A 25632-nucleotide genomic window follows, 5' to 3' on the forward strand; every position below is an offset into this window, starting at 1 on the left:
CCCGAGGCGGGAAGAAAGAGGACTTAGTGCATAGTCGGATCCCCCCGGTCATCCGGCCGGAACATCCGATCGCCCGATCGCTTCCCGGACTCGTCGAAGAGTTCGGACTGACCGCGGAGGGCCCCATCGACGGGCTCGAGGTGACGGGGGTGACCCTGACCTCCGGCGACGTCCAGCCGGGCGACCTCTACGTGGGCGTGCCCGGCGCGAAGCACCACGGCGCGCAGTTCGCGGCTCAGGCCGCCGAGGCCGGCGCGGTGGCGATCGTGACGGATGCCCAGGGGCGCGAGTTCGCCCGCGAGTCGGGGCTCCCGGTCATCGTCGTGGAGAACCCGCGGGCCGCGCTCGGCGCGATCTCGTCGTGGGTCTACCGCACCGCGGAGGCCGAGCCGAAGCCGACCCTGTTCGGCGTCACTGGCACGAACGGCAAGACGTCGGTGGCGTTCCTGCTCGAGGGGATGCTCCGCCAGCTCGGCCTCGAGACGGGCCTCAGCTCGACCGCGGGCCGCCGCATCGGCGAGCTCGAGTTCGCGTCGCGGCTGACGACGCCCGAGGCGAGCGAGTTGCACGCGCTGCTCGCCCGCATGCGGGAGAGCGAGGTGCGCGCCGTCGTGCTCGAGGTGAGCGCCCAGGCCCTCAGCCGCAACCGCGTCGACGGCATCGAGTTCGACGTCGTCGGCTTTACGAACCTCAGCCACGACCACCTCGACGACTACGGCGACATGGAGACGTACTTCCACGCCAAACTCCCGCTGTTCGACCCCGAGCGGGCCGGCCGCGGCGTCGTGTCGCTCGACTCGGAGTGGGGCGACCGCGTCGTCGAGAATTCGCGCATCCCCGTCACCACCGTGTCGACGGTCCCGGAGCGCGAGGCGGACTGGAACGTCGAGGTGCTCGACGAGCAGCCCACCGGCACCGACTTCAGGCTCACCGGTCCCGAGTCGCGCTCGCTCACGACGCGCGTGCCGATCATCGGCCGGCACATGGTCGCCAACGCGGCCGTCGCCATCGTGATGCTCGTCGAGGCGGGCTTCGAGCTCGAGGCGATCGGCCAGGCGCTCGACGAGCAGGGCGGCATCCGTGCGTACTTGCCGGGCCGCACCGAGCGTGTGTCGGGCTCCCGCGGGCCGAGCGTCTACGTCGACTTCGGGCACAGCGCGGACGCCTTCGGCCGCACCCTCGAGGCGGTGCGCCGCTTCACGCCGGGCCGCACCATCATGGTCTTCGGAGCCTCCGGCGACCGCGACAAGACGAAGCGCTTCGGCATGGGCAAGATCGCCGCCGACCTCGCCGACGTCGTCATCATCACCGACCATCACCCCCGCTTCGAGGACCCGGCCGTGATCCGCGCCGCGCTGCTCGAAGGCGTGCGGGCGAGCGACAACACACCGGAGCTGCACGAGGTGCCGAACCCCGACGACGCCATCCGTCTCGCCGTCTCCCTGGCCGACGAGGGCGACACGATCCTCTGGTCCGGACCCGGACACCTCGACTATCGCGACATCCAGGGCGTGCACGAGCCGTTCTCCGCCCGTGAGGTCGCCCGCACCGCGCTGCAGGAAGCGGGGTGGGACGAGTGATCGCACTGACCCTCGCCGAACTCGCCGAGGCCGTCGACGGACGCCTCGTCCGCGCGGCCGACCCCGCGACGGTCGTCGACGGCGTCTCCGAGACCGACTCCCGGCTCGTCGTGCCGGGCGGGATCTTCTTCGCCCTGCGCGGTGAGGAGACCGACGGGCACCTCTTCGCCGAGCAGGCCGTCGAGAAGGGCGCGGCGCTGCTGATCGTCGAGCGCGAGCTCGACCTCGACGTGCCGCAGATCGTCGTCGCCGACGGGTATACCGCCCTCGCCGCGCTTGCCCGCTCGGTCGTGCAGCGCGTGCGCGACCGCGGCGACCTCCGCGTCGTCGGCATCACCGGCTCCAACGGCAAGACCACCACCAAGAACATGCTCCGCGCGATCCTCGAGCGGCAGGGGCCGACCGTCGCCCCGCCCGGATCGTTCAACAATCACGTCGGCGCCCCGATCTCGATGCTCCGCATCACCGACGAGACCCGCTACCTCGTCGTCGAGATGGGCGCGTCGAAGCCGGGCGCGATCGCGCACCTCGTCTCGATCGTCACGCCCGACGTCGCCGTCGTGCTCAAGGTCGGCCTCGCCCACATCGGCGGCTTCGGCGGCATCGAGGGCACCCAGAAGGCCAAGTCCGAGATGGTCACCGACCTCCCCGAGACGAGCGTCGCCGTGCTCAACGCCGACGACCCGCGGGTCGTCGCCATGGAGGAGCTGACGCGCGCCCGGGTCACCTGGTTCGGACAGTCGGCCCGGGCGGATGTCTCGGCGCGCGACGTCGACGCGACCGCCGCCGGCACGACGTTCACCCTCGTCGCCGCGGGGGAGGAGCGTCCCGTGCGGCTGCGCATCCTCGGCGAGCACCACGTCATGAACGCCCTCGCCGCGACCACCGTGGCCCTCGAGCTCGGGCTGTCGCTCGACGACGTCGTGCCGGTGCTCGAGGAGGTCGCGCGCGCGGAGCGCTGGCGCATGGAGGTGCTCGACCCCGGCACCGGCTGGATCGTCATCAACGACGCCTACAACGCGAGCCCCGACTCCACGGCGGCCGCGCTCAAGACCCTCGCGCAGATCGCGGGCCCCGGGCAGCGCACGATCGCCGTGCTCGGCGAGATGGCGGAGCTCGGCGAGCACGCGGCGGAGGAGCACGACCGGGTCGGCCGGCTCGCCGTGCGCCTCGACATCCGTCAGCTCGTCGTCGTCGGCGAGCGGGCGCGCGGCATCCACCTCGCGGCCGGTCTCGAGGGCAGCTGGGACGGCGAATCGGTCGCCGTCGGGTCACTCGACGAGGCATACGATGTCGTGAGTGCTCTACTTCGCCCGGGGGATGTCGTGCTCGTGAAGTCTTCGAAGTCCGCGGGGCTCCGCTTCCTCGGTGACCGGCTCGGTGGTGTCGCCGAGTGATCGCCCTTCTCGTCGGCGGTCTGTTCGGCCTGCTCTGGACCCTGCTGCTCACGCCCCTCTTCATCCGCCTGTTCAAGCGGATCCAGTGGGGCCAGTTCATCCGCGACGACGGCCCGAAGTCGCACCACACCAAGCGCGGCACCCCGACCATGGGCGGCATCGTCTTCATCTCGGGGTCGGTGCTCGGCTGGATCGTCGGTCACCTCGTCGGTGAGCTCGTCGGCAGCGCCCCCTTCACGCCGAGCGGCTGGCTCGTCGTGTTCGCGATGGTGGGCCTCGGCGTCGTCGGCTTCCTCGACGACTTCACGAAGACCCGCCGTCAGCGCAGCCTCGGCCTCACGCCCTGGGCCAAGATCGCCGGCCAGACGCTCGTCGCCATCGGCTTCGGCGCCCTGGCGCTCAACTTCCCCAACAGCGACGGGCTGACCCCGGCGTCGTTCAACATCTCGTGGGTGCGCGACATCCCGTGGCTCGACCTCGCGTTCTGGGGCACCGCCGTCGGCGCCGTGCTGTTCGTGCTCTGGACCGTGATCATCTTCACGAGCGCCTCGAACGGCGTGAACGTGGCGGACGGCCTCGACGGACTCGCGACCGGATCCTCGATCTTCGCGATCGGCTCCTACGTGCTCATCGGCTTCTGGCAGTTCAACCAGTCCTGCTCGAACCTGCTGCCGAGCGACGAGCTCTACTACAAGTGCTACGAGGTGCGCGATCCGCTCGATCTCGCGATCATCGCCGCCGCGATCGTCGGCAGCCTGGTCGGCTTCCTCTGGTGGAACACCTCGCCCGCCCAGATCTTCATGGGCGACACCGGCTCGCTCGGCCTGGGCGGCGCCCTCGCCGCGCTCGCGATCCTCACCCGCACCGAGCTCCTGCTCGTGCTCATCGGCGGCCTGTTCCTCATCGTCGTCGGCTCGGTGATCGTGCAGCGCATCTACTTCAAGGCGACGAAGGGCAAGCGCATCTTCCTGATGAGCCCGCTGCACCACCACTTCGAGCTCAAGGGCTGGGCCGAGGTGACGGTCGTCGTACGGTTCTGGCTGATCGCCGCGTTCTTCGTGGCCTCCGGCGTCGGCCTCTTCTACCTCGAATGGGTGGTCCGGACGCGGTGAGGGACCTCGACACGCTCACCAGCTGGCACGCCGACTGGTCGGGCCTCCGCGTCGGGGTGCTCGGCCTCGGTGTCACCGGCTTCGCCGTCGCCGACACGCTCACAGAGCTCGGCGCGAAGGTCCTCGTCGTCGCGGAGTCCGGCGACCCCGACCAGATCAACCTGCTCGACGTCATCGGCGCCGGATGGCTCGCGGCCGACCTGTCCGCGCCGCCCGCCGGACTCGTCGAGCACGCCCCCGAACTCCTCGTCGTGTCGCCCGGGTTCCACCCCGACCACCCCGTGCTGCTCTGGGCCGCCGAGCAGGGCATCCCCGTTTGGGGCGACATCGAGCTCGCCTGGCGGCTGCGCGACAAGACCGGCACGCCCGCCGAGTGGATCGCGATCACCGGCACGAACGGCAAGACCACGACGACCCAGCTCACCGCGGCGATGCTCGAGGCCGGGGGAGCGCGGGTGACCGCGTGCGGCAACATCGGCGTGCCCGTCCTCGACGCCATCCGCGACCCCGCGGGCTTCGACGCGCTCGTCGTCGAGCTCTCCAGCTACCAGCTGCACTACGCGAACGGGCTGTCGCCCTACGCGAGCGTCGTGCTGAACGTCGCCCACGACCACCTCGACTGGCACGGCTCGTTCGAGGCCTACCGCGCCTCCAAGGGCAAGGTCTACGCGAACACGAAGGTCGCGTGCGTCTACAACCTCGAGGACGACACGACCCGCGAGCTCGTCGAGGAAGCCGACGTCGTCGAGGGCTGCCGCGCGATCGGCTTCGGCCCCGGCGTCCCCGGCCCCTCCGACATCGGCATCGTCGAGGACATCGTCTGCGACCGGGCCTTCCTCGAACAGCGCCAGACCTCCGCGCTCGAGATCGCGACGCTCGCCGACCTCGCGACCGTGAACCTCTCGGCGCCGCACCTCGTGGCCGACGTGCTCGCCGCGACCGCGCTCGCCCGCGCGTGGGGCGTGAAGCCCCGCGTCATCCGCGACGCCCTGCTCGCCTTCCACGTCGACAAGCACCGAACCCAGACCGTCGCCCGCGGCGACGTCCACTGGGTCGACGACTCCAAGGCCACCAACCCGCACGCCGCCGACGCCTCGCTCGGCGCGTTCGACTCGGTCGTCTGGATCGTCGGCGGCCTGCTCAAGGGCGTCGACATCGCGCCGCTCGTCGAGAAGCACGCGGAGCGCCTCCGGGCGGCCGTCGTCATCGGCGTCGAGCGCGAGCCGGTGCTCGCGGCGTTCGAGCGACACGCCCCCCAGGTGCGCGTGGTCGAGGTGGACGCGGCGGACACTGGGGAGGTAATGCCATCGGCCGTCCGCCTCGCGGGCGAGGTCGCACGTCCCGGTGACGTCGTCCTCCTCGCACCGGCGGCCGCGTCGATGGACCAGTTCGTGAGCTACTCCGACCGCGGCGACAGGTTCGCCCGGGCGGTGCGGGAACTGGTGGCGGACGACGAGGGAGGAAGTGGACGTGACGACGACTCCGCGCAGCCTCCCTCGGCGCAGACCGACTGAGGCCGGCCCCCGACCGAACGTCGCCCGCGTCGCGGTGCGCCGCATCTTCAAGGCCGAGACCACCGACTTCTTCCTGCTGCTCGGCACGACGGTCTTCATCGTGCTGTTCGGGCTCGTCATGGTGCTCTCGAGCTCGTCGATCGAGGCGCGTTCGGAGACCGGCAGCGCGTTCGGCGCGTTCACCCGGCAGGCCGTGTTCGGCGCCGCCGGCATCGCGGTCATGCTGCTCGCGAGCCGCGCCCCGATCTTCTTCTGGAAGAAGTGGGCGCCGCGCGCGATCCTCTTCGCCATCGGGTTCCAGCTGCTCGTGTTCACCCCGCTCGGCATCGCCGTCGGCGGCAACCGCAACTGGGTCGACCTCGGCCTCTTCACGGCGCAGCCCTCGGAGACGGTGAAGCTCGCGCTCGTGCTCTGGCTCGCGTTCATGCTCTCCAGCCGCCCGGAGCTCCTCGACGACTGGCGCAAGCTCGGCGCGACGATCGCGCCGTTCGTCGTCGTGTCGGTCGGGCTCGTGCTCGGCGGCCACGACCTCGGCACCGGCATCGTGCTGATCATCCTCGTCTTCGGCGCCCTCTTCTTCGGCGGCGTCCGGCTGCGCTACCTCGGCGTCGCCGCGGCCGGCGCCGCCCTCGTCGGCTTCGCGCTGTCGCAGGTCGGCGGGTCCCGCGTCTCCCGCATCTCTGCCTGGCTCAACGGCTGCACCGAGGAGAACCTCCTCGACGTCTGCTGGCAGCCGCAGCACGGCACCTGGGCCCTCGCGGCGGGTGGCCTCTTCGGCCGCGGGCTCGGCAACTCCGACATGAAGTGGAACTGGCTGCCCGAGGCCGACAACGACTACATCTTCGCGATCATCGGCGAGGAGCTCGGGCTCGTCGGCGCCGTGCTCGTGCTCGGGCTCTTCGTGCTGCTCGCGATCACGTTCGTGCGGATCATCCGCTCGTCGCGCGACCCCTTCGCGAAGATCGCCACGGCCGCCGTCATGACCTGGATCATCGGCCAGGCCCTCATCAACATCGCCGTCGTGCTCGGGGTGCTGCCCGTGCTCGGCGTGCCGCTGCCCATGATCTCCGCGGGCGGCTCCGCTCTCATCGTGACCCTGCTCGGCGTCGGTATCGTGCTGTCGTTCACCCGCACCCGCCCCGAGCCCGTTCAGGAGCCCCTGTCGTGACGACCTATCTGCTGGCCGGCGGCGGGACCGCCGGCCACGTCAATCCGCTGCTCGCCGTCGCCGACCGGCTGCGCGAGCGCGATCCGGATGCCACGGTGCTCGTGCTCGGCACCCGCGAGGGCCTCGAGTCGCGGCTCGTGCCCCTCCGCGGCTACGAGCTGCTCACGATCGCGCGCCTGCCGTTCCCGCGCCGGCTGAACCGGGCGGCGCTGAGGTTCCCCGCGGGCTTCTCCCGCGCCGTCGGCGAGATCGTCCGCATCATCCGCGAGCGCGGGATCGACGTCGTCGTCGGGTTCGGCGGCTACGCCGCGGCGCCGGCCTACGTCGCCGCACGCCGCGCCGGCATCCCGCTCGCGATCCACGAGGCGAACGCCAAGCCCGGCATCGGCAACCGGCTCGGCGCCGCGCTCACGCCGCACGTCGGCGTCGCGTTCCACGGCACCCCGCTGAAGCGCGGCCGCTTCGTCGGCATGCCCCTCCGCCGCGAGATCGAGACGCTCGACCGCACCGCCGCCCGCGCCGAGGGCTACGCCGAGTTCGGTCTCGACCCGGCGCTGCCGACCCTGCTCGTCACCGGCGGCTCGACCGGCGCGCGCCGCATCAACGCGACCGTCTCCGCGGCCGCATCCGACATCGTCGCCGCCGGCTGGCAGGTGCTGCACCTCACCGGGTCGCGCGACCCCGTGCCCGACACCGGCCTCCCGGGCTACCGCCCGCGCGAGTACGCCGACCGCATGGACCTCGCCCTCGCCGTGGCCGACTTCGTCGTCTCGCGCGCCGGGGCCGCGACCGTCAGCGAGCTCTCCGCGCTCGGCATGCCCGCCGTCTACATCCCCTACCCCGTCGGCAACGGCGAGCAGCGCTACAACGCGAAGGACGCCCTCGAGGCCGGCGGCGCGATCCTCGTCGAGGACGCCGAGTTCACGCCGGAGTGGGTGCGCGAGCGCCTCGTGCCGCTGCTCACCGACCCGCAGCGCATCGCCGCCATGGCCTCGAAGGCCGGCGGCGTCGGCGCGATCGACGGCACCGACCGCATGGTCGCCCTCGTCGACGAGGCGCTGTCGGCTGCGTCCGCGGCGCGGAAAGTAAGGTAGCCGCCGTGATCAAGCCCGACCTCACCCAGCCCCTGCCCGAGTCCCTCGACGCCGTGCACTTCGTCGGCATCGGCGGATCCGGCATGAGCGGCATCGCGAAGCTGTTCCTCGCGGCCGGGCACCGCGTCACCGGCTCCGACGCCCGCGAGACCGCCACCGTGCTCGAACTGCGCCGCCTCGGCGCCGAGATCGCGATCGGTCACGCCCGCGAGAACCTCGGCGACGACGCCTCCGCGATCGTCGTCACGAGCGCGCTCTGGCCCGACAACCCCGAGCTCGTCGCCGCCCGCGAGCGCGGCCTCCCCGTGCTCCACCGGTCGCAGGCGCTCGCCTGGCTCATCGCCGGCCGCCGGCTCGTCTCGGTCGCGGGCGCCCACGGCAAGACGACCTCGACCGGCATGATCGTCACGGCCCTGCTCGAACTCGGCGCCGACCCGAGCTTCGTCAACGGCGGCGTCATCCAGTCGATCGGCACGAGCGCCAAGGCCGGCTCCGGCGAGCTCTTCGTCGTCGAGGCGGACGAGTCCGACGGATCCTTCCTGCTCTACGACACCGCCGTCGCGCTCATCACCAACGTCGACTCCGACCACCTCGACCACTACGGCTCCTTCGACGCCGTCGACCAGGCCTTCGCGCAGTTCGCGGACGCCGCGAGCGAGCTCGTCGTCATCTCGAGCGACGACCCCGGCGCGCTCCGCGTCCGCACCCTGCTGCAGCACGGCACCGTGCTGAGCTTCGGCGAGGCGGCGGATGCCGACGTGCGCGTCACCGACGTGACGACCGAGGGCCCCGTCGCGTTCACCGTCGAGTGGCGCGGTGAGCGTTACAGCGCCCAGCTCCGCGTGCCCGGCCGGCACAACGCGCTCAACGCCGCCGGCGCCTTCACCGTGCTCGTCGGCATGGGCTTCGACCCCTCCGGCGTGCTCACCGCCCTCGAGACGTTCGGCGGCACCCAGCGCCGGTTCGAGCTGCACGGCGAGGTGCGCGGCGTGCGGGTCTACGACGACTACGCCCACCACCCCGCCGAGGTGATCGCCGCCCTCGAGGCCGCGCGCACCGTCGTCGGCGACGGGCGCCTCATCGCCGTGCACCAGCCCCACCTCTACAGCCGCACGCAGGCGATGGCCGGCGAGTTCGCCGAGGCGTACGAGCGGCTCGCCGACCACACGGTCGTGCTCGACGTGTACGGCGCGCGCGAGGACCCGGTGCCCGGCGTGACCGGCGCGCTCGTCTCCGAACGCTTCGCCGACCCCGGCCGCGTCGCCTACCTGCCCGACTGGCAGGAGGCCGCCGAGCACGCAGCATCCGTCGCCAAGGACGGGGACTTCATCATCACGCTCGGCTGCGGCGACGTGTACCGCATCGTTCCGCAGCTGCTCGGATCCCTCGAGCAGGGAGCCAAGTGACGGGGGAGCCGCGGTGAAACGCCCCGAGCGGCTCCCGCAGCCGCCGGCCCCACCCGCCCCGCCGCCGACGCCGGCGCGCGGGCGGAAGGCGGCCCCCGCGGCTCCGCGCACACCCGCCGCGCGGAGCGACTCCGCTCCGCGCACGCCGGTTGAGCGGGACCCCGCCCTGCGCACCGCCGCCGAGCCCCGCGGATCCGCTCCCTCCGGGTCGCGCAGCGCGACGTCGACCGAGACCGCCGCGCGCCGGCGGTCGACGGGCGCGAGCGAGCGCATCGCGGGACTCGTGCACGCGGCCCGCGAGTCGGCCCTCTCGCGCGTCGAGCCCGACGCCGACACCGACCAGCTGACGCTGCCGCAGGGCGTCGGCTCGACCGGACCCACCGGCGCCGCTGGTAGCGCGCCCCTCGCGCCTGACACCGGACGCGACGCGCCGGAGGAGAGCCCGGCCCGACGCTCGATCTCGCTGCCCCGGCTGCGGCCCGCCCGCCGCCGGCGGGAGGGGGTGCCGGATGCCAAGCGCGAGCTGCGCGCGGCGATCCGCGAGCGCAAGCGCGCCGAGCGCGAAGAGATCCGCCGCTTCACCCGCCGCGCCCGCCACCGCGCCCTCACCTGGGGCATCTCCGGCGGACTCGTGCTCCTGCTCGTGGTCGGCACCCTCATCGCCGTCTTCTCCCCGCTGCTGTCGCTGCGCACGATCACCGTCGCCGGCACGCAGACGATCGACCCCGCGGCGATCGAGGACGCCCTCGCCGACCAGCTCGGCGCGCCCCTCGCCTTCGTCGACGAGAACGAGATCGCCGAGAAGCTGTCCGAGTTCCCCGCCGTCGCGAGCTACGCGACCCGCACGGTGCCCCCGAACGAGCTCGTCGTCACCGTCGTCGAGCGCACGCCGCTGGCGGTCGTGCAGGGCGGGTCGGGCTTCGACCTCGTGGACCCCGCCGGCGTCGTGCTCTCGACCACGCCGGAGCGTCCCGCCGGCTATCCGCTCGTGAGCGTCGCCGACGGCACCGAGGGCGACGGCTTCCGCGCCGCCGCCGAGGTCGTGCTCGCGCTGCCCGACAGCATCGCGCCGCAGGTCGACACCGTCACGGCGACGACTACCGACGACGTCGCGCTCACCCTGTCGGGCGGCGCTCAGCGCGTCGTGTGGGGCAGCGCCGACGACAGCGAACTGAAGGCCCGCGTGCTCGCGGGGCTGCTGCCGCAGGTCGAGGGCGGGGCCTCCGTCGAGATCGACGTGTCGGCGCCGATGGCGCCGTTCTGGCGCCCGCTCTGATCCGCGCCGGTGCGGATCGCCCCGCCCCAGGCCGGGTCGGCGCGTCCGCCGCCTGTACCTCAAGTCGAGGTCGAGGTGGATATCCGACACGTAGGGCGCGCCTAGCGACACGCGGTGCTCACCGCGCCTAACTTCGAGGCAAGAAAACCCGAATCAGAAAGACTTTCGACCCCTCACCCCAGGGGTCGCCTAGCGGGGCCGGAGGATCCACGTGGCAAGCAACTCGAACTACCTGGCGGTGATCAAGGTCGTCGGCATCGGCGGCGGCGGCGTCAACGCCGTCAACCGAATGATCGAGATGGGGCTCCGCGGCGTGGAGTTCATCGCGATCAACACCGATGCGCAGGCGCTGCTCATGAGCGACGCCGACGTCAAGCTCGACATCGGACGGGAGCTGACCCGCGGACTCGGCGCCGGCGCCGACCCCGAGGTCGGCCGCCGCGCCGCCGAGGACCACGCGGAGGAGATCGAGGAGGCGCTCGCGGGCGCCGACATGGTCTTCGTCACCGCGGGTGAGGGCGGCGGCACCGGCACCGGTGGCGCGCCCGTCGTCGCGAGGATCGCCAAGTCGATCGGCGCGCTCACGATCGGTGTCGTCACGAAGCCCTTCGGCTTCGAGGGCAAGCGCCGCGCCGCTCAGGCCGAGACCGGCGTCGACACCCTGAAGCAGGAGGTCGACACCCTCATCGTCGTGCCGAACGACCGCCTGCTCGAGATCAGCGACCGCGGCATCAGCTTCCTCGAGGCGTTCGCGACCGCCGACCAGGTGCTCCTCGCAGGTGTGCAGGGCATCACCGACCTCATCACGACCCCCGGTCTGATCAACCTCGACTTCGCCGACGTCAAGAGCGTCATGCAGGGCGCCGGTTCGGCCCTCATGGGCATCGGCTCCTCCCGGGGCGCCGACCGTGCGATCAAGGCGGCCGAGCTCGCCGTCGCGTCGCCGCTGCTCGAGGCCTCGATCGACGGTGCGCACGGCGTGCTGCTGTCGATCCAGGGTGGCTCGAACCTCGGCATCTTCGAGATCAACGACGCGGCCCGCCTGGTGCAGGAGGCCGTCCACGCCGAGGCCAACATCATCTTCGGTGCGGTGATCGACGACACCCTCGGCGACGAGGTGCGCGTCACCGTCATCGCCGCGGGCTTCGACGGCGGCGAGCCGCAGCAGAAGGTCGACGCACGCCGCGCCAACTTCGTGCCCGCGGGTGTCGCCGCCGGCGCCGCCGCCGCGCCCACCACGGTCGCGGCCGAGGCCGGCGAGACGAGCGACGTGCCCAAGTGGTCGGCCGTCGAGCCGGAGATGCCCGCGACGACGCCCGACCCGATCTTCGCGGATCACGACCGCGACGACGACCTGGACGTCCCCGACTTCCTCAAGTGACCGACGAGACCCCTGGTCTCGCCGAGCGCCTCTCGGCCGTGCGTGAAGGCATCGCGGATGCCTCGCGCGCGGCCGGTCGCGTTCCCGGAGAGATCACGCTCATCGTCGTGACCAAGTTCCACCCCGCCTCCCTCGTGAGGGAGCTGCACGCCCTCGGCGTGCGGGAGCTGGGGGAGAACCGGCACCAGGAGGCGCAGGCCAAGGCGGAGGAACTCGCCGACCTCGACCTGCGCTGGAACTTCGTCGGGCAGCTGCAGTCGAAGAAGGCGCGCCAGGTGCGCCGCTACGCCTCGAGCGTGCACTCCGTCGACCGCGACGCCCTCGTCGACGCCCTCGCCTCCGAGGAGGGCGCGCCGCTCGACGTGTTCCTCCAGATCAACCTCACCGACGACCCCGGTCGCGGCGGCACCGCGCCGGACGACGCGCCGCGCCTCGCCGAACGCGTGCTCGGCACCCCAGGGCTCACGCTGCGCGGCGTCATGGCCGTCGCGCCGCTGGGGGAGGAGCCCCGCGCGGCGTTCTCCCGCGTGCGTGCCGTCTCCGAGCGGGTGCGCGAACTCAGCCCCGAGGCATCCGCCCTCTCCATGGGCATGTCGGGCGACTACCGCGACGCGATCCTCGAAGGCGCGACACACCTCAGAATCGGCACGGCAATCACGGGAAACCGTCAACCACTGGTTTAAGTTCCAAGAGAGACGACCCACCCCGGAGGAACATCATGGCCAACCCCCTGCGTAAGACGATGGTCTACCTCGGACTCGCCGACGAGGAGTTCGAGTACGAGACGCCCGAACAGCCGGCCGCCCCGGCGACCCCCGCCCCCGCCGCCTCGAAGCCCGAGAGCCAGGCGAAGGCCCCCGTGACCCCGCTGCGCCGCGCGACCCCCGTGATCCGGCCGGCAGCGACAGAGATGAACGAGATCCTCACCGTCCACCCCCGCCAGTACAAGGACGCCCAGGTCATCGCGGAGCACTTCCGCGAGGGCATCCCCGTGATCATCAACCTCTCGCAGATGACCGAGCCCGACGCGCGTCGCCTCGTCGACTTCGCGAGCGGACTCTCGCAGGGCCTCCGCGGCCGCATCGAGCGCGTCACGAGCAAGGTCTTCCTGCTCTCGCCCGAGCACGTCGCGGTCTCCGGCGACAAGCCCGACCACGTCACCGGCGAGGTCGACCAGGCCTTCCTGGCTCAGGGCTAGTCTTCGGGGGTGACCTTCGCCCTTCTCAGCGTGCTCGCGACGATCGCGTACTACCTCCTGCTCATCTTCTTCCTCCTGATGATCGGGCGGTTCGTGCTCGACTTCGTGCGCACCGTGTCGCGCGAGTTCCGTCCCCGTGGATTCGGCCTGGTCGTCGCCGAAGCCGTGTACACGGTGACGGATCCGCCCCTGCGCGCCGTCCGTAAAGTGATCCCTCCGCTGCGCGTCGGAGACATCGCGCTGGACTTCGGATTCGGCATCGTCATGCTCGGAGTCCTCATCGCGATCTACGCCGTCCAGCTACTCAGATGAGCCTCGGGGCGCGTGTAGTCTTGTCGCGTCCTGCAGCCCTAACTCGCACGTGAGGTGGTTCTCATGGCCTTGACGCCGGAAGATGTTGTCAACAAAAGGTTCCAGCCGACGAAGTTCCGGGAGGGCTACGACCAGGACGAAGTTGACGACTTCCTCGACGAGATCGTCGTCGAGCTCCGACGCCTGAACCAGGAGAACGAGGAGCTGCGTCAGCGCCTCGTCGCCAGCGAGAACCGCGTCAGCGAGCTCCAGCGCTCCGGCAGCCAGGCCGCTGAGGCCCCGGCTCCCGCCGCTGCGGCCGCCCCCGCGCCGGCTCCTGCCGCCGTCGCCGCCCCGGCTCCCGCCCCCGCGTACAACGCGGTCGACGAGGCCACGCAGAGCACGAACAACCTGCTGCAGCTCGCCCGCCGCCTCCACGAGGAGCACGTGCGCGAGGGCCAGGAGAAGCGCGACTCGCTCATCGCCGAGGGCCACGCCACCGCCGCGCGCATCGTCGCCCAGGCCGAGGCCAAGCAGCGCAACCAGATCAACGCGCTCGAGGCCGAGCGCGGCGTGCTCGAGGGCCGCATCGACGAGCTCCGCGCCTTCGAGCGCGAGTACCGTGCCAAGCTCCGCAGCTACATCGAGGGCCAGCTGAAGGACCTCGACGCCTCGGCCGGCACGCCGATCGCTCCCGCGGCTCCCGCCGCGACCCCGGCTCCCGCCGCTGCGGGCAGCTTCCAGGGCGTTGCCGACAGCTGATCACGCTGACGGCGGAAGGCTGGGGCGTCTCGACAGGAGGCGCCCCAGCCTTCGTATGATGCTGCTCCTGCTCGGCATCGCCGTCGGCGTCTTCGCGCTCGACCAGGGCAGCAAGGTCCTCGTCCTCGCCAACATGACGGAGGGCGAGCGCATCCCCGTCCTCGGGGAGCTCCTGCAGTTCTTCTTCGTCCGCAACTCGGGCGCCGCCTTCTCGCTCGCGAGCGGCTCGACGTGGATCTTCTCCATCGTCGCCGCGGTCGTGACGGTGTTCATCGTGGCCTTCGCCACGCGCATCCGCTCGGCCGCCTGGGCCGGCCTGTTCGGCATGCTGCTCGGCGGCACCGCGGGCAACCTGTACGACCGCCTCTTCCGCGAGCCGGGCTTCGGCGTCGGCCACGTGATCGATTTCCTGCAGCTCTACGCGTTCCCGGCGATCTTCAACCTCGCCGACGTCGCGATCGTCTCGAGCATGGGGCTGTTCATCCTGCTCTCGATCCGCGGCGTCGCGCTCGACGGCACCCGCAACACGAAGGACGGGCAGCCGGATGCCTCGGACTCCGGCGACTCCGCGCCCGTCGACTCCGGCGAGGCGCGCTGACGTGGAGGTCCGCAGCCTCCCCGTCCCCGACGGCCTCGCGGGCGAGCGCGTCGACGCCGCCCTCGCGAAGCTGCTCGGCTTCTCGCGCACGTTCGCCGCGGAGGTCGCCGCCGAGGGCGGCGTGACCGCCGACGGCGTGGTGCTCGGCAAGTCCGACCGGCTCGTCGCCGGAGCATGGCTCGAGGTGGCCTGGTCGCCGCGCGAGGAACCGACGATCGTGCCCGTCGCGGTGCCGGAGCTGGGGATCGTGCACGACGACGACGACATCGTCGTCGTGGACAAGCCCGTCGGCGTCGCCGCCCACCCCTCCGTCGGGTGGGAGGGCCCCACGGTGCTCGGCGCCCTCGCGGCCGCGGGCTTCCGCGTCGCGACCTCCGGCGCGGCCGAGCGCGCCGGCATCGTGCACCGGCTCGACGCCGGGACGAGCGGTCTCATGGTCGTCGCGAAGACCGAGGGCGCCTACAGCGCCCTGAAGCGTGCCTTCCACGACCGCGAGGTCGACAAGATCTACCACGCCGTCGTGCAGGGGCACCCCGACCCGCTCGCCGGCACGATCGACGCGCCCATCGGTCGCGCGCCCGGCGCATCGTGGAAGTTCGCGGTGACCGCGGACGGCAAGCCGTCGGTCACGCACTACGAGACCATCGAGGCGTTCCGGTACGCGAGCCTGCTCGAGATCCATCTCGAGACCGGCCGGACGCACCAGATCCGCGTGCACATGGCGGCGCAGCGGCACCCCTGCGCGGGCGACGCGATGTACGGCGCCGACCCCACGCTCTCCGCACGACTCGGCCTCACCCGGCAGTGGCTGCACGCGATGCGGCTCGGCTTCGTGCATCCGTCCTCCGGCCAGTGGGTCGAGTTCGAGAGCACCTACCCGGACGATCTGCAGCACGCCCTCGACGTGCTTCGCGACGCCTAACCCGAAGCTCTCCGCCTCCCGCCGTGTCGGTGGCCGGGTGCAGACTGGCCGCATGGCGATCGAGGTGAGGCCCGCCACGGTCTTCGACGACGTCCGCACGATGGTCGGACCGAAGAATCCGGATGCCAACGTCTGCTGGTGCCTCACCTACCGCCTGCCCTCGAAGCAGAACCGCGAACTGCGCGGTCCGGAGCGCGGCCGCCTCGTGGAGGAGCTCGTCAGGCGCGAGCCGCCGCCGGGCGTGCTCGCCTACGAGGGCGACGAGGTCGTGGGCTGGGCCGGCGTCGCCCCGCGCGCCGAGCTGCACAGCTTCGCGAACAGCCGCCGCATCCCCCACGTCGACGACCTGCCCGTCTGGTCGGTGTGGTGCCTCCGCACCCGGCCGGGGCACCGCAAACAGGGCATCGCGCACACCCTGCTCGAGGGCGCCGTCGAGTTCGCCCGGGCGCACGGCGCGCCGGCGATCGAGGGCTACCCGGTCGACAACGCGGGGGAGCGGGTCGACCTGACCATGGCCTACGTCGGCACGCGCGCCCTCTTCGAGCGGGCGGGCTTCACGAAGGCCGCCGACACGACGAGCGTGCTCGACGGGTTCCCGCGCGTCGTCATGCGGCGGGACCTGCGATGACCGCCGCTCGCGCCCGGCTCGGGTCGCCGGCCGTCGTCCGCGGGGCCGGCAGCCGCCGCGTGCTCGACGGAGCGGGGGTCGTCCGGCGGTCCCGCCCACCGGGCACTGCCGCCACCGGCGACACGGAGTGCGACGCGCCCGAGGGCGGCGCTCCGGCCGACCTAAACTGATTCCCCCCACCCGCCCGACGACCTGGAGTGAAGGCAGCCGAGTGAGCTCAAGCGCCGATTCGTTCGTCCACCTGCACGTGCACAGCGAGTACTCGATGCTCGACGGCGCCGCACGCGTGAAGCCCCTCCTCGAGGAGGCGCAGAAGCAGGGGATGCCGGCCGTCGCCGTCACCGACCACGGCAACGTCTTCGGTGCGTACGACTTTTGGAAGACGGCGAAGGACGTCGGCATCAAGCCGATCATCGGCACCGAGGCGTACCTCACCCCCGGCACCCACCGCAGCGACCGCACCCGCGTGCGCTGGGGCAACGGGGGAGAGGACGACGTCTCGGGCGCGGGTGCCTACACGCACATGACGCTGCTGTCGGAGACGACCGAGGGCATGCACAACCTCTTCCGCCTGTCGTCGCGGGCGTCGCTCGAGGGCTACTACTTCAAGCCCCGCATGGACCGCGAGCTGCTCAGCCAGTACGGCAAGGGCCTCATCGCGACGACGGGCTGCCCCTCTGGCGAGGTGCAGACCCGCCTGCGGCTCGGCCAGTACGAGGAGGCGAAGCAGGCCGCGGCCGATTTCCGCGACATCTTCGGCAAGGAGAACTTCTTCGCCGAGATCATGGACCACGGGCTCGGCATCGAGCGGCGCATCATGAACGACCTGCTGCGCCTCGCGAAGGACCTCGGTCTGCCGCTCGTCGCGACGAACGACCTCCACTACACGCACGCCCACGACTCCACCTCGCACGCGGCGCTGCTCTGCGTGCAGTCCGGCTCCACCCTCGACGACCCCAACCGCTTCAAGTTCGACGCCGACGAGTTCTACCTCAAGTCCGCGTCCCAGATGCGGCACCTGTTCCGCGACCACCCCGAGGCCTGCGACAACACCCTGCTCATCGCGGAGCGCTGCGACGTGCAGTTCGACACCAACGCGAACTACATGCCCCGGTTCCCCGTGCCCGAGGGCGAGACCGAGCAGACCTGGTTCGTCAAGGAGGTCAACAAGGGGCTCGCCGAGCGCTACCCCGGCGGCATCCCCGACGACGTGCGCAAGCAGGCGGACTACGAGATCCAGGTCATCAGCCAGATGGGGTTCCCCGGCTACTTCCTCGTCGTCGCCGACTTCATCAACTGGTCCAAGCGCAACGGCATCCGCGTCGGCCCCGGCCGCGGATCGGGTGCCGGCTCGATGGCCGCGTACGCGATGCGCATCACCGACCTCGACCCGCTGCGCCACGGCCTCATCTTCGAGCGCTTCCTCAACCCCGACCGCGTCTCGATGCCCGACTTCGACGTCGACTTCGACGAGCGCCGGCGCGGTGAGGTCATCAAGTACGTCACGGAGAAGTACGGCGACGCCCGCGTCGCGCAGATCGTGACGTACGGCACGATCAAGGCGAAGCAGGCGCTGAAGGACTCCTCCCGCGTGCTCGGCTTCCCCTTCGGCATGGGCGAGAAGCTGACGAAGGCGATGCCGCCAGCCGTCATGGGCAAGGACGTCCCGCTGACCGGGATCTTCGACCCGGAGCACCCGCGCTACAAGGAGGCGGGCGACATCCGGGCGGTCGTCGAGACCGATGCGGAGGCGAAGACCGTCTTCGAGACGGCGCTCGGCCTGGAGGGCCTCAAGCGCCAGTGGGGCGTGCACGCCGCGGGCGTGATCATGTCGAGCGAGCCGCTCATCGACATCATCCCGATCATGAAGCGGGAGCAGGACGGCCAGATCGTCACGCAGTTCGACTACCCTGCGTGCGAGTCGCTCGGCCTGATCAAGATGGACTTCCTGGGCCTCAGGAACCTCACGATCATCGACGACGCCCTCGACAACATCGAGGCGAACCGGGGCTTCCGCCCCGTGCTCGAGGAGCTCGAGCTCGACGACCAGCCGGCCTACGACCTGCTGTCCCGCGGCGACACCCTCGGGGTGTTCCAGCTCGACGGCGGCCCGATGCGCTCCCTGCTGCGCCTGATGAAGCCCGACAACTTCGAGGACATCTCCGCCGTCATCGCGCTGTACCGCCCGGGCCCGATGGGCGCGAACTCGCACACGAACTACGCGCTGCGCAAGAACGGGCAGCAGGAGATCACGCCCATCCACCCGGAGCTCGCCGACTCGCTCCGCGACATCCTCGACACGACCTACGGCCTGATCATCTATCAGGAGCAGGTCATGGCGATCGCGCAGAAGGTGGCCGGGTTCTCGCTCGGACAGGCCGACATCCTGCGGCGCGCCATGGGCAAGAAGAAGAAGTCCGAGCTGGACAAGCAGTTCGAGGGCTTCTCGAACGGCATGAAGGCGAACGGGTACTCCGAGGCCGCGATCCAGACGCTCTGGGAGATCCTGCTCCCGTTCTCCGACTACGCCTTCAACAAGGCGCACTCGGCCGCCTACGGCGTGCTGTCCTACTGGACCGCCTACCTCAAGGCGCACTACCCGGCCGAGTACATGGCCGCGCTCCTGACCAGCGTCGGCGACGCGAAGGACAAGCTCGCGCTGTACCTCAACGAGTGCCGCCGCATGGGCATCAAGGTGCTCGCGCCCGACGTCAATGAGTCGATCGGCTTCTTCACCGCCGTCGGCGAGGACATCCGATTCGGCCTGGGCGCCGTGCGCAACGTCGGCTTCAGCGTCGTCGACCACATCCGGCAGGCCCGCGAGGCGAAGGGGAAGTTCACGAGCTTCCACGACTTCCTCACGAAGGTGCCGCTGCCCGTCGCCAACAAGCGCACCGTCGAGTCGCTCATCAAGGCCGGCGCCTTCGACTCGCTCGGGGCCACGCGACGCGCGCTCCTCGAGATCCACGAGGACGCCGTCGACTCGGCGGTCTCGGTCAAGCGCAACGAGGCCAACGGGCAGGTCGGCTTCGACTTCGACAGCCTCTGGGACGAGCCGCAGCAGGCGGTCGCCGTGCCGCCGCGACCGGAGTGGGCGAAGCGCGACAAGCTCGCGTTCGAGCGCGAGATGCTCGGTCTCTACGTCTCCGACCATCCGCTGGCGGGGCTCGAACTCCAGCTCGCGCAGCACGCCACCGCGAACATCGCCGACATCCTCGCGAGCGAGGGCGGCCGCGACGGCGAGACGCTCTCGATCGCTGGGCTGCTCACGAGCGTGCAGCACCGCACGGCGCGGCAGTCCGGCAACCAGTACGGCATGGTCACGCTCGAGGACTTCGGCGGCGAGATCACCGTCATGTTCATGGGCAAGACGTACCAGGAGTTCTCGCCGGCTCTCGTCGCCGACTCGATCGTCTGCATCAAGGGCCGCGTCAGCGCCCGCGACGACGGCGTGAACATCCACGCCGTCAGCATGTTCGTGCCCGACCTCGGCACGGCGGCGGGGGAGTCGGGCCCGCTCACGCTCTCGATGCACGAGGCTCGCGCCACGACCGACGTCGTGCAGGGCCTGTACGACGTGCTCATCCGGCATGCCGGCGACACCGAGGTGCGCCTGCGCCTGCTCAAGCCGGATGCCGCGCGCGTGTTCGAGATCCCGTACCCGGTGCGCGTCTCGGCGGACCTGTTCGGCGAGCTGAAGAGCCTGCTCGGCCCGAACTGCCTCGCCCGCTAACCCCGCCTGCGCGCCGGTGGGAAGGGCTCCGGAGCCGCAGGAGATCGGCGTAGCCTCGCCCGCTGACCCCGCCTGAGCACCGGTAGGACGGCTTCGGGAGCCGACGAGGGTCAGCACGGCTCGTCCGCTGACCCCGCCGGCGCGCTCGGACGGGCGGCTCTGGCGCTCTTCAGGATGTCGGCCGTGCGGCCTAGCGTTGGGCCATGGACGTTCTCCTGGTTCCCGGTTTCTGGCTCGACGGCGCGAGCTGGCAGCCCGTGCTCCCGCCCATCGAGGCCGAGGGGCACACGGTGCATCCGCTGACGCTGCCCGGCAAGGAGTCGCTTGATGCCGACCGCTCGGGCATCGGCCTGCGCGACCACGTCGAAGCCGCGATCGCCGAGGTGGACCGGATCGGGGGCAGGGTCGCCCTCGTCGGCCACTCGGGCGGGGGCGCGATCATTCATGCCGTCGTCGACGCCCGGCCCGACCGGGTCGAGCGCGCCGTCTACGTCGACAGCGGGCCGCTCGCCGACGGCGGCGTGATCAACGACCAGTTGCCGGCCGTGGGCGACGAGATTCCGCTGCCCGACTGGAGCGTCTTCGAGGAGGAGGACCTCGTCGACCTCGATGACGACCTGAGGCTGCGTCTGCGCGAACTCGCGATCCCCGAGCCCAAGGGCGTCGCGTACGACCGGCAGACGCTCTCGAATCCCGCCCGCTACTCGGTGCCCGCGACGGTGATCACGTGCGAGTGGCCCTCGTCGGCGCTCCGCGAACTGATCGAGAACGGGCACCCGTACGTTGCCGAGCTCGCGAGGCTCGAGGACTACGAGATCGTCGACCTGCCCACCGGGCACTGGCCGCAGCTCACGCGCCCCGTCGAACTGGGTCAGGCGATCGCCGAGGCGCTGCGTTGACTTCCTATGTAGGCCACGGTGATCTCCTCAGTTTTCTCGCAACGATCGCCGCGGCCATGATCGGATCCTACTTGTCCGGCCGATATGGGATGCAGCAGCAGGACCGAGCCGAGCGTGCAAAGTTCCGCGCCGACAGCGCGGAGGCGCTGATTCATCGGCTGAAAGCGCTGCGCGGGCTGCTTCAGACGGCGCACTCCTCGCGGGACGTGCCTCAGTGGTTGAACACAGTTGAGAAGGCGTACGAAGCCTTCGACGATGCCCAGCATCGCCTCCCTGGTGAGCTCCGTCACCTGAAGCGGAGTGTTCGTGCTGCCGTAGGTGAGGCGGCAGGGAGTGTGAATCTCGTGGATCTCACGGGTTGGAGAGCCGAGCAGTACGAGCTCGCCGAATTCGATCACAGATGGACGAATTACGCGGTTGAGTACCTGGAGTTGGTTATCGACGCAGTTCGACAGTGGAGAGATTCCGGCCAGTCGGCCGCCCGCCGCGTCTCCTGTCCCACCTTCGACGACTGGTTAGCGCGGACGGGGCGATATATGCCGGGAGGCGCTCCTAAATAAACTTTCGCTGAGCGCCATTCGGTTGTCTCAGCGGCGTGCCTCAGACCGTCTCGCCCGGCGTGAAGTACCGGCGCTCGTGGTAGAGCAGCCCCTCGTCCTCCGCGCCGAGCCCGCCCGACTCGATCTGCACGACGATGACGGCGTTGCCGTGCACCTTCACGCGCTCCACGATGCGGCCGATCATCCACGCGGGCACGTCGCGCAGCACGGGAAGCTCGTGCGGCCCGGGGGCCCAGTGCTCGCCGACGAAGCGCTCCTCCCGCGGCCCCGACAGCTTCTGCGCGAGGTCGCGGTTGCGCGCCCCGAGGATGTGGATCGCCACGTGGTCGGTGTTCTCGATCGCGGGCCACGCGCTCGACACCCGCGCCATGTTGAAGGTCGCGAGCGGGGGAGTCGCCGCGAGTGACGCGAGCGACGTCGCGGTGAAGCCGACGGGCCGGCCGTCGGGGGTCCGCGCCGTGATCGCCGAGACCCCGGCCGCGAGGCGGCGGAACGCCTGCTTGAACGCCTCGACGTCGTCCTGCGTCGTCGGGGTCGCGGGAACCGGGTCCGGGGGGCTGATCAACTCGCTCATGACAAGGTATGGAATCACGCAGCCAGCCGGGGCATTCCCCATCTCCTAGGCTGGTCGCCGATGATCCAGCGAATCGACCTGCGCGGAACGACCCCGAGCCGCGCCGACCTCCTCGACCTCGTGCCCCGCTCGCTCACCGACGTGGGCGCCGCCGTGCCGACCGCCGCGGAGCTCGTCGCCGACGTCCGCGCGCGCGGCGAGGCCGCGCTGCTGCAGCAGGCCGAGCGCTTCGACGGAGTGCGGCCCGAGCACGTGCGCGTCCACGCCGGCGAGATCGCGGATGCCGTGCGCTCCCTCGATCCCGCCGTGCGCGAGGCCCTCGAGGCCGCGATCGACCGCGTCACGACGGCCAGCCGCGCCCAGCTGCCCGAGACCGTCGTCACCCGCGTCGCCGACGGCGCCGAGATCATCCAGCGCTGGCAGCCGGTCTCGCGCGTCGGCCTCTACGTGCCCGGCGGCAAGGCCGTCTACCCCTCGAGCGTCGTCATGAACGTCGTGCCGGCCCAGGTGGCGGGCGTCGCGGACATCGCCCTCGCATCGCCGCCGCAGAAGGACCTCGGCGGCGCCATCCACCCGACGATCCTCGCCGCGGCCGGGCTCCTCGGCATCGACGAGGTCTACGCCATGGGCGGCGCCGGCGCGATCGGCGCCTTCGCCTACGGCGTGCCCTCGCTGAGCCTCGACCCCGTCCAGGTGGTCACCGGGCCGGGCAACCGCTTCGTCGCCGCGGCGAAGCGCGTCGTCACCGGCGTCGTCGGCATCGACAGCGAGGCCGGCCCGACCGAGATCCTCGTCATCGCGGATGCCACCGCGACCCCCAGCCTCGTGGCCGCCGACCTCGTGAGCCAGGCCGAGCACGACGAGGTCGCCGCCGCGGTGCTCGTGACCGACTCCGTGGAGCTCGCCGACGCCGTCGAGCGGGAGCTCGAGACGATCGTCGCCGCGACGAAGCACTCCGCCCGCGTGCGAGAGGCCCTCCGCGGCCGCCAGTCGGCGATCGTGCTCGTCGACGACATGGTGTCGGCCGCGTCGTTCTCCAACGTCTACGCGCCCGAGCACCTCGAGATCCAGACGGCGGAGCCCGCCGCGGTGCTCGACCTCATCGACAGCGCGGGCGCGATCTTCCTCGGCGACCACGCCCCGGTCAGCCTCGGCGACTACCTCGCCGGGTCGAACCACGTGCTCCCGACGAGCGGCAACGCGCGCTTCTCCTCGGCCCTCGGCGCCTACACCTTCCTGCGCCCGCAGCAGGTCGTGCGTTACGAGCGCGCCGCCCTCGAGGCTGTCGCCGACCGCGTCGTCTCGCTCGCCGAGGCGGAGGACCTGCCCGCGCACGGCGCCGCGGTGAGCGCCCGGTTCACCGGCGACGACCGCGTACCCTCGTAGTCGTGTTCTGCCCGTTCTGCCGCCATCCCGACAGCCGCGTCGTCGACTCCCGGACGAGTGACGACGGCACGAGCATCCGCCGCCGGCGGCAGTGCCCGAACTGCGGGCGTCGCTTCTCGACGACCGAGACGGCGAGCCTCACCGTGATCAAGCGGAGCGGCGTCGTCGAGCCGTTCAGCCGCGAGAAGATCGTCAGCGGCGTGCGGAAGGCCTGCCAGGGCCGCCCGGTCACCGACAGCGACCTCGCCGTGCTCGCGCAGCGCGTGGAGGAGTCGGTGCGCGCCTCCGGCGCCTCCCAGATCGAGGCGAACGACATCGGCCTCGCGATCCTCCCGCCGCTCCGCGAGCTCGACGAGGTCGCCTACCTCCGGTTCGCGAGCGTCTACCAGGGCTTCGACTCGCTCGAGGACTTCGAGTCGGCGATCCAGAGCCTCCGCGAGGAGAAGGACGCGAAGCCGACGGCGGCCGGCTGAGCATGTACCCCCTCCTCTTCCGCGTCGTCCTGACGCGCCTCGACCCCGAGCACGCCCACGAGCTCGCGTTCCGCGTCATCCGTCTGCTGCCGCGCACCCCGCTCGGTCCGCTCGTGCGCCGGTTCACCGCGCCGCACCCGTCGCTCGCCGTCGAGACGCTCGGCCTCACCTTCCCGTCGCCGTTCGGCCTCGCCGCCGGGTTCGACAAGGACGCCAGGGGCATCCGCGGGCTCGGGGTCCTCGGCTTCGGCTCGGTCGAGGTCGGCACGGTGACCGCGCAGGCGCAGCCGGGCAACCCACGCCCGCGCCTCTTCCGGCTCGTACCCGACCGCGCCGTGATCAACCGGATGGGCTTCAACAACGGGGGAGCGGCCGCCGCACGGCGTCGCATCCAGCTGGAGCGCTCCCGCAGTCCGCGCCCCGTGATCGGGGTCAACATCGGCAAGTCCCGCGTCGTCGAGGTCGACGACGCGATCGCCGACTACCTCGTCTCGACCCGCGAGCTCGCCCCGGTCGCCGACTACCTCGCCGTCAACGTCAGCTCGCCGAACACTCCGGGCCTCCGCGGCCTGCAGGACCGCGAGCGGCTCGAGCCCCTGCTCCGCGCCGTGAAGGACGCCGCGCGCGGCGTGCCCGTTCTCGTGAAGATCGCGCCGGACCTCGCCGACGAGGACGTCGTCGACGTGGCCCGCCTCGCCGTCGACCTCGAGCTCGGCGGCATCATCGCGACGAACACGACGATCACCCGGGACGGACTCGTGACGGATGCCTCCCGCGTCGCTGAGATCGGCGCCGGCGGCCTCTCCGGGGCGCCGCTCGCCACGCGCGCCCTCGAGGTGCTGCGCCTCGTGCGCGGCGTCGTGCCCGCCGACATGTGCGTCATCTCGGTCGGGGGCGTCGAGACCGCCGAGCACGTCGCCGAGCGGCTCGCCGCGGGCGCGACGCTCGTGCAGGGCTACACCGGCTTCCTCTACCGCGGCCCGCTCTGGGTGCGCAGCATCAACCGCGGCCTCCGCCGGCTCGCCTCCCGCTGACGGCGGGCCGGGGCCCGGGAACGACGAAGGGGCGGCATCCTCGCGGATGCCGCCCCTTCGTTCAGTTCAGGTCAGTCCGGGAACTGGTTGCGCTTGACCTGCGGCTTCGGCACGCGCATCCGGCGGAACTGCATCGCGCGCATCGCGCCGTACAGCCGCACGCCCTTCTCGACCCGGCCGAACTTCGCGGTCAGCCGGCGCTTGAGCGCCCAGCCGACGAAGAACGCGTCGACGATCGCGATGAGGAAGAACGTCCACAGCGCGACGTAGGAGAGGAAGCGCACCTCGGCGTTCGGCAGCGTCGAGAGGAAGAGGATGACGATCATCACGGGGATGAGGAGCTCACCAACGCTGAAGCGGGCGTCGACGTAGTCGCGCGCGTAGCGGCGCTGCGGTCCCCGGTCGCGCGGCGTGAGGTACTTCTCGTCGCCGTTGAGCATGCCGATGCGGGCCTTCTCGCGCTCGCTCGCCAGAGCCTGGCGGGCCGCGCGCTTGGCCTCCTTGCTCTTGTCGCCGATCAGGGGCTTGCGGTTCGCGAGCTCGCGCTCGCGACGGCTCGGCGTCGGCCGGCCCTTGCCTGAGGCGCGGACCTCGACGTCGTCGTCGAGCGGCTGCGGGGGAGTCTTGGCCACGGGGGAGTCCTTTC

Annotated in this window: 24 protein-coding genes; 21 read left to right on the top strand and 3 right to left on the bottom strand. The window is 71.4% G+C overall.

The genetic code is table 11. The features are described 5' to 3' along the window. Positions 1 to 26: 26 nt before the first annotated feature. The 18 genes from JUB10_RS14235 (at position 27) to JUB10_RS14320 (ending at position 20959) form a co-directional block, all read left to right on the top strand. Entirely contained in the window at positions 27 to 1580 is a 1554-nt protein-coding gene (locus tag JUB10_RS14235; RefSeq protein ID WP_207457823.1) for a Mur ligase family protein, read from the top strand. After that, complete coding sequence (locus JUB10_RS14240; protein WP_207457825.1) at positions 1577 to 2977, top strand: UDP-N-acetylmuramoyl-tripeptide--D-alanyl-D-alanine ligase; 1401 nt, start codon at positions 1577 to 1579, stop codon at positions 2975 to 2977. The genes JUB10_RS14235 and JUB10_RS14240 overlap by 4 nt, the downstream gene beginning before the upstream one ends. Next, entirely contained in the window at positions 2974 to 4089 is a 1116-nt protein-coding gene (gene mraY, locus JUB10_RS14245; protein WP_207457826.1) for a phospho-N-acetylmuramoyl-pentapeptide-transferase, read from the top strand. Before JUB10_RS14240 ends, mraY begins: the two co-directional genes overlap by 4 nt. Continuing rightward, complete coding sequence (murD, locus tag JUB10_RS14250; protein WP_207457828.1) at positions 4068 to 5603, top strand: UDP-N-acetylmuramoyl-L-alanine--D-glutamate ligase; 1536 nt, start codon at positions 4068 to 4070, stop codon at positions 5601 to 5603. The genes mraY and murD overlap by 22 nt, the downstream gene beginning before the upstream one ends. Then, complete coding sequence (gene ftsW, locus JUB10_RS14255; RefSeq protein ID WP_207457830.1) at positions 5560 to 6771, top strand: putative lipid II flippase FtsW; 1212 nt, start codon at positions 5560 to 5562, stop codon at positions 6769 to 6771. Before murD ends, ftsW begins: the two co-directional genes overlap by 44 nt. Continuing rightward, positions 6768 to 7865, top strand: coding sequence for a UDP-N-acetylglucosamine--N-acetylmuramyl-(pentapeptide) pyrophosphoryl-undecaprenol N-acetylglucosamine transferase (locus JUB10_RS14260; RefSeq protein ID WP_207457831.1), 1098 nt, complete (start codon positions 6768 to 6770; stop codon positions 7863 to 7865). Before ftsW ends, JUB10_RS14260 begins: the two co-directional genes overlap by 4 nt. Positions 7866 to 7870: 5 nt before the next feature. Next, positions 7871 to 9271: a UDP-N-acetylmuramate--L-alanine ligase gene (gene murC / locus JUB10_RS14265; protein ID WP_207457833.1), complete on the top strand. Its 1401-nt coding sequence runs from the start codon at positions 7871 to 7873 to the stop codon at positions 9269 to 9271. A 13-nt stretch (positions 9272 to 9284) separates the two neighbouring features. Next, complete coding sequence (locus tag JUB10_RS15120) at positions 9285 to 10547, top strand: FtsQ-type POTRA domain-containing protein (protein WP_207457835.1); 1263 nt, start codon at positions 9285 to 9287, stop codon at positions 10545 to 10547. A 211-nt stretch (positions 10548 to 10758) separates the two neighbouring features. Further along, positions 10759 to 11928 (top strand): cell division protein FtsZ, encoded by a 1170-nt coding sequence (gene ftsZ / locus JUB10_RS14275; protein ID WP_207457837.1) that lies wholly within the window; start codon positions 10759 to 10761, stop codon positions 11926 to 11928. Beyond that, positions 11925 to 12611: a YggS family pyridoxal phosphate-dependent enzyme gene (locus JUB10_RS14280; protein WP_307859247.1), complete on the top strand. Its 687-nt coding sequence runs from the start codon at positions 11925 to 11927 to the stop codon at positions 12609 to 12611. Before ftsZ ends, JUB10_RS14280 begins: the two co-directional genes overlap by 4 nt. 35 nt (positions 12612 to 12646) lie before the next feature. Next, on the top strand, positions 12647 to 13126 hold the full coding sequence (locus tag JUB10_RS14285) for a cell division protein SepF (protein ID WP_207457838.1): 480 nt from the start codon (positions 12647 to 12649) through the stop codon (positions 13124 to 13126). A gap of 9 nt (positions 13127 to 13135) precedes the next feature. Further along, positions 13136 to 13438 carry a YggT family protein gene (locus JUB10_RS14290; RefSeq protein WP_207457840.1) on the top strand — a complete coding sequence of 101 codons (303 nt, stop codon included), beginning with the start codon at positions 13136 to 13138 and terminating at the stop codon, positions 13436 to 13438. A gap of 63 nt (positions 13439 to 13501) precedes the next feature. Beyond that, a complete protein-coding gene (locus JUB10_RS14295) occupies positions 13502 to 14179 on the top strand; it encodes a DivIVA domain-containing protein (RefSeq protein ID WP_207457841.1) in 678 nt (225 codons plus the stop codon). Positions 14180 to 14237: 58 nt separating this feature from the next. Continuing rightward, entirely contained in the window at positions 14238 to 14777 is a 540-nt protein-coding gene (gene lspA / locus JUB10_RS14300; protein WP_207457843.1) for a signal peptidase II, read from the top strand. Between the two features lies 1 nt (position 14778). Further along, positions 14779 to 15699 (top strand): RluA family pseudouridine synthase, encoded by a 921-nt coding sequence (locus tag JUB10_RS14305; RefSeq protein ID WP_207457845.1) that lies wholly within the window; start codon positions 14779 to 14781, stop codon positions 15697 to 15699. Positions 15700 to 15751: 52 nt separating this feature from the next. Continuing rightward, positions 15752 to 16327: a GNAT family N-acetyltransferase gene (locus JUB10_RS14310; protein ID WP_207457847.1), complete on the top strand. Its 576-nt coding sequence runs from the start codon at positions 15752 to 15754 to the stop codon at positions 16325 to 16327. A gap of 265 nt (positions 16328 to 16592) precedes the next feature. Beyond that, positions 16593 to 20060, top strand: a complete 3468-nt coding sequence (dnaE, locus tag JUB10_RS14315) for a DNA polymerase III subunit alpha (RefSeq protein WP_207457887.1) — start codon at positions 16593 to 16595, stop codon at positions 20058 to 20060. A 203-nt stretch (positions 20061 to 20263) separates the two neighbouring features. Next, on the top strand, positions 20264 to 20959 hold the full coding sequence (locus JUB10_RS14320; RefSeq protein ID WP_207457848.1) for an alpha/beta fold hydrolase: 696 nt from the start codon (positions 20264 to 20266) through the stop codon (positions 20957 to 20959). Here JUB10_RS14320 and JUB10_RS14325 read toward each other — a convergent pair. Both JUB10_RS14325 and JUB10_RS14330 read right to left on the bottom strand, forming a co-directional pair. Then, positions 20932 to 21357: a hypothetical protein gene (locus tag JUB10_RS14325; RefSeq protein WP_207457850.1), complete on the bottom strand. Its 426-nt coding sequence runs from the start codon at positions 21355 to 21357 to the stop codon at positions 20932 to 20934. The genes JUB10_RS14320 and JUB10_RS14325 overlap by 28 nt on opposite strands. Positions 21358 to 21559: 202 nt before the next feature. After that, entirely contained in the window at positions 21560 to 22093 is a 534-nt protein-coding gene (locus JUB10_RS14330; RefSeq protein ID WP_207457851.1) for a flavin reductase family protein, read from the bottom strand. A 60-nt stretch (positions 22094 to 22153) separates the two neighbouring features. Between JUB10_RS14330 and hisD the strand changes: the two genes are divergently transcribed. The 3 genes from hisD to JUB10_RS14345 are packed head-to-tail and all read left to right on the top strand — an operon-like array spanning position 22154 to position 24986. After that, positions 22154 to 23479 (top strand): histidinol dehydrogenase, encoded by a 1326-nt coding sequence (hisD, locus tag JUB10_RS14335; RefSeq protein WP_207457853.1) that lies wholly within the window; start codon positions 22154 to 22156, stop codon positions 23477 to 23479. A 2-nt stretch (positions 23480 to 23481) separates the two neighbouring features. After that, the gene (gene nrdR, locus JUB10_RS14340) at positions 23482 to 23952 is read left to right on the top strand and encodes a transcriptional regulator NrdR (RefSeq protein ID WP_207457855.1); all 471 of its coding nucleotides are present in this window, start codon (positions 23482 to 23484) and stop codon (positions 23950 to 23952) included. Positions 23953 to 23954: 2 nt separating this feature from the next. Beyond that, the gene (locus JUB10_RS14345; protein WP_207457857.1) at positions 23955 to 24986 is read left to right on the top strand and encodes a quinone-dependent dihydroorotate dehydrogenase; all 1032 of its coding nucleotides are present in this window, start codon (positions 23955 to 23957) and stop codon (positions 24984 to 24986) included. Positions 24987 to 25057: 71 nt separating this feature from the next. Here JUB10_RS14345 and JUB10_RS14350 read toward each other — a convergent pair whose 3' ends face one another. Then, a complete protein-coding gene (locus JUB10_RS14350) occupies positions 25058 to 25618 on the bottom strand; it encodes a DUF3043 domain-containing protein (protein ID WP_207457859.1) in 561 nt (186 codons plus the stop codon). Positions 25619 to 25632 lie beyond the last annotated feature (14 nt).

The organism is Desertivibrio insolitus, assembly GCF_017355965.1.
Classification (GTDB): domain Bacteria; phylum Actinomycetota; class Actinomycetes; order Actinomycetales; family Microbacteriaceae; genus JAFIQW01.